This window comes from Thiohalocapsa sp. (assembly GCF_019695415.1).
Classification (GTDB): domain Bacteria; phylum Pseudomonadota; class Gammaproteobacteria; order Chromatiales; family Chromatiaceae; genus Thiohalocapsa.
Window position 1 is genome coordinate 1 of record NZ_JAIFKJ010000357.1, and the last position, 2,851, is coordinate 2,851.

Here is a 2,851-nt window from a genome sequence, read left to right on the forward strand (position 1 = left end):
GCGGCTTGCCGCCTCCCGTTTCGCCGTTGTGCTTGACGAAGGGCCAGCCCAAGCGCACGGCGAGCCAGGCGATGAAGCCGAGCAGCGGTATTCGGGTGACGAAGTCCAGAACAGCCCGGAACAGCAGAGCCGCCACGTGCCGCTCAACCCTCACCTCCGTGCCATCGTCCTTTGGCAGATAGCCGCACTTGTAGGACTCTCGCTCCGGGTAGCTGGCTTCCAAGCCCCGCCGAGGGCCAATCACTGCCGCAGCGGCCGAGCTTACGGCCGCTGGCTGCTCGTCGGTGGCCCAAAGAAAAAGGGCTCAGAGGGGAACCTCTAAGCCCTTGTTGTGTTTGGCGCGCCCGGAAGGATTCGAACCTCCGACCACCTGGTTCGTAGCCAGGTACTCTATCCAGCTGAGCTACGGGCGCGTGAAGCGCCACAGTATGTCTGAGTCACTTTCAGCCGTCAAGGCATCGCTCGCGGCCTTACCGCCTACGCCAGCGCGGCATGCAGCATTCGGATGGACCACGCACCCGCGCATTTGCGAAACGAGGTACTTGACCGTTCAAACACGACGGGCTGAACTCCTGGACGCTCCAGAAAGGGCAACGGCACGACCGCCTTGCCGGATCGCGAGAAGCCTTTCCCAATGCCAGCACTCTCCAGGGTCATCTCACGCACCGCCAGCCTGACCGCAGTGGCCATGCTGGCCTTCGCGGCAAATTCCGTGCTGTGCCGCCTCGCGCTGCGCGACGGGGCCATCGACGCCGCAAGCTTCACGACGATTCGTATGCTCTCCGGCGCGTTGATGCTGGCACTGCTCGCCTGGCCGCAGTGGCGGCGTGCCGGACCCCCGCGGGCGGACTGGCGCTCTGTGGCGGCGCTCTTTATCTACATGGCCTGCTTCTCGTTCGCTTATCTGTCACTCGACGCGGGCACCGGGGCGTTGATCCTGTTCGGTGCCGTGCAGCTCACCATGTTCGCGGTGGCACTGGGTCGTGGAGAGCAGTTCCCGCCGCTGTCCTGGCTCGGCCTAGCGCTGGCGGTGGCGGGCTTGGTCTATCTGGTGGCGCCCGGTCTCACGGCACCCGATCCGCGCGGTGCAGTGCTGATGGCGGTTGCGGGCATCGCCTGGGGCGCCTACTCATTGCGCGGCAAGGGTGTGGCGCGTCCGCTGGCGGCCACCGCGAGCAATTTCCTGTATGCCGTTCCGCCGGCGCTGATACTGTCGCTCGCGTTTCTGAACGGCGTGGAGGCGTCCTGGAGCGGCATCGCACTGGCAGTGGCTTCTGGCGCCGTCGCCTCCGGGCTCGGTTACGCCATCTGGTACGCGGCGCTGCCCGGCCTCAGGGCCACCAGCGCCGCCACCGTGCAGCTCTCGGTGCCAGTCATCGCTGCGGCCGGCGGCGTGCTGCTCCTGGCGGAGCCGCTGACGCTGCGGCTGACGCTGGCCGCCGCAGCGACGCTCGGCGGCGTTGCCATCGTGCTGCGGCGGCGGTGACGCGCGGCACCCGGCACATGGGGCGCCGCGACGCCGGCGGCTGGACAGGCACTGGACCGATCGCGTTAGAATGGGGCCCTTAGGGTAGACGCCCGAATCCGGCAAGCCACCGTAGCCGACTCGGAACGTTACCGCCATCGACCGCGCCAATCCGGCGCATCCCCGCCGCGCAAGCGGCCTGTATAGCCGACGCCCGGAACTGCCCTCAACTGCCGTGCGCATGAGGACAACCCGACCGCATCGCCCAACATCCAAGCCTCGTTCCGAGGAGCGCTGCAACAGGGCTGACGCCCTGCCAGGCTCGGGCGGGCGTTCATCGTTTCCAACGGCGCTCACTCACGTGACTTCAGGAGCTGAATACCATGAGTGAGCTCAACGACTACAAGGTCGCCGACATCTCCCTTGCCGACTTCGGGCGCAAGGAGATGGACATCGCCGAGACCGAGATGCCCGGCCTGATGGCCATCCGCGAGAAGTACGGCCCGAGCAAGCCGCTCAAAGGGGCGCGCATCACCGGCAGCCTGCACATGACCATCCAGACCGCGGTGCTGATCGAGACCCTGGTGGAGCTCGGCGCCGAGGTCCGCTGGGCCTCCTGCAACATCTTCTCGACGCAGGACCACGCGGCTGCTGCGATTGCCGCCCGCGGCATCCCGGTCTACGCCTGGAAGGGCGAGACGCTTGAGGAGTACTGGTGGTGCACCGAGCAGGTGCTGAACTGGCCCGACGGCGGCGGCCCGAACATGATTCTGGATGACGGCGGCGACGCGACGCTGCTGGTGCACAAGGGCGTTGAGTACGAGAAGGCCGGCTCCGTGCCCCAGGCCACCGCCGACGACAACGAGGAGTGGACGGCCGTCCTGGGCGTGCTGAACCGCACCTTCGAGCGCGACAACCGCCACTGGCACCGCACCGCCGAGGGCATCAAGGGCGTCACCGAGGAGACCACCACCGGCGTGCATCGCCTCTACGAGATGCACAAGGCGGGCACGCTGCTGTTCCCGGCCATGAACGTCAACGACTCGGTGACCAAGTCCAAGTTCGACAACCTCTACGGCTGCCGCGAGTCCCTGGTGGACGGCATCAAGCGCGCCACCGACGTGATGATCGCCGGCAAGGTCGCCGTGGTCTGCGGCTACGGCGACGTCGGCAAGGGCTCGGCCGCCTCGCTGCGCGGCCTGGGCGCCAACGTCTGGGTGACCGAGGTCGACCCCATCTGCGCCCTGCAGGCGGCGATGGAAGGCTATCGGGTCGTGCGGCTCGATGACGTCGTCGGCGAGGCCGACATCTTCGTCACCGCCACCGGCAACAAGGACATCATCACCGAAGAGCACATGCTGGCCATGAAGGACCAGGCCATCGTCT

At 67.1% G+C, this 2,851-nt stretch carries 3 protein-coding genes, 1 tRNA gene and 1 riboswitch; of the genes, 2 read left to right on the top strand and 2 right to left on the bottom strand.

Annotated features, from left to right (window positions below; translation table 11 throughout):
* Both I6U14_RS10200 and I6U14_RS10205 read right to left on the bottom strand, forming a co-directional pair.
* The coding region (locus tag I6U14_RS10200; protein ID WP_296899017.1) for a hypothetical protein at window positions 1-223 on the bottom strand (223 nt) is incomplete at its 3' end.
* Window positions 224-336: 113 nt separating this feature from the next.
* Window positions 337-413, bottom strand: a tRNA-Arg gene (locus I6U14_RS10205).
* A gap of 221 nt (window positions 414-634) precedes the next feature.
* Here I6U14_RS10205 and I6U14_RS10210 point away from each other — a divergent pair.
* The gene (locus tag I6U14_RS10210; RefSeq protein ID WP_296899019.1) at window positions 635-1,486 is read left to right on the top strand and encodes a DMT family transporter; all 852 of its coding nucleotides are present in this window, start codon (window positions 635-637) and stop codon (window positions 1,484-1,486) included.
* A 259-nt stretch (window positions 1,487-1,745) separates the two neighbouring features.
* Window positions 1,746-1,827, top strand: a riboswitch (S-adenosyl-L-homocysteine riboswitch).
* Window positions 1,828-1,848: 21 nt separating this feature from the next.
* On the top strand, window positions 1,849-2,851 hold a 1,003-nt coding region (locus tag I6U14_RS10215; RefSeq protein WP_296899021.1), incomplete at its 3' end, for an adenosylhomocysteinase.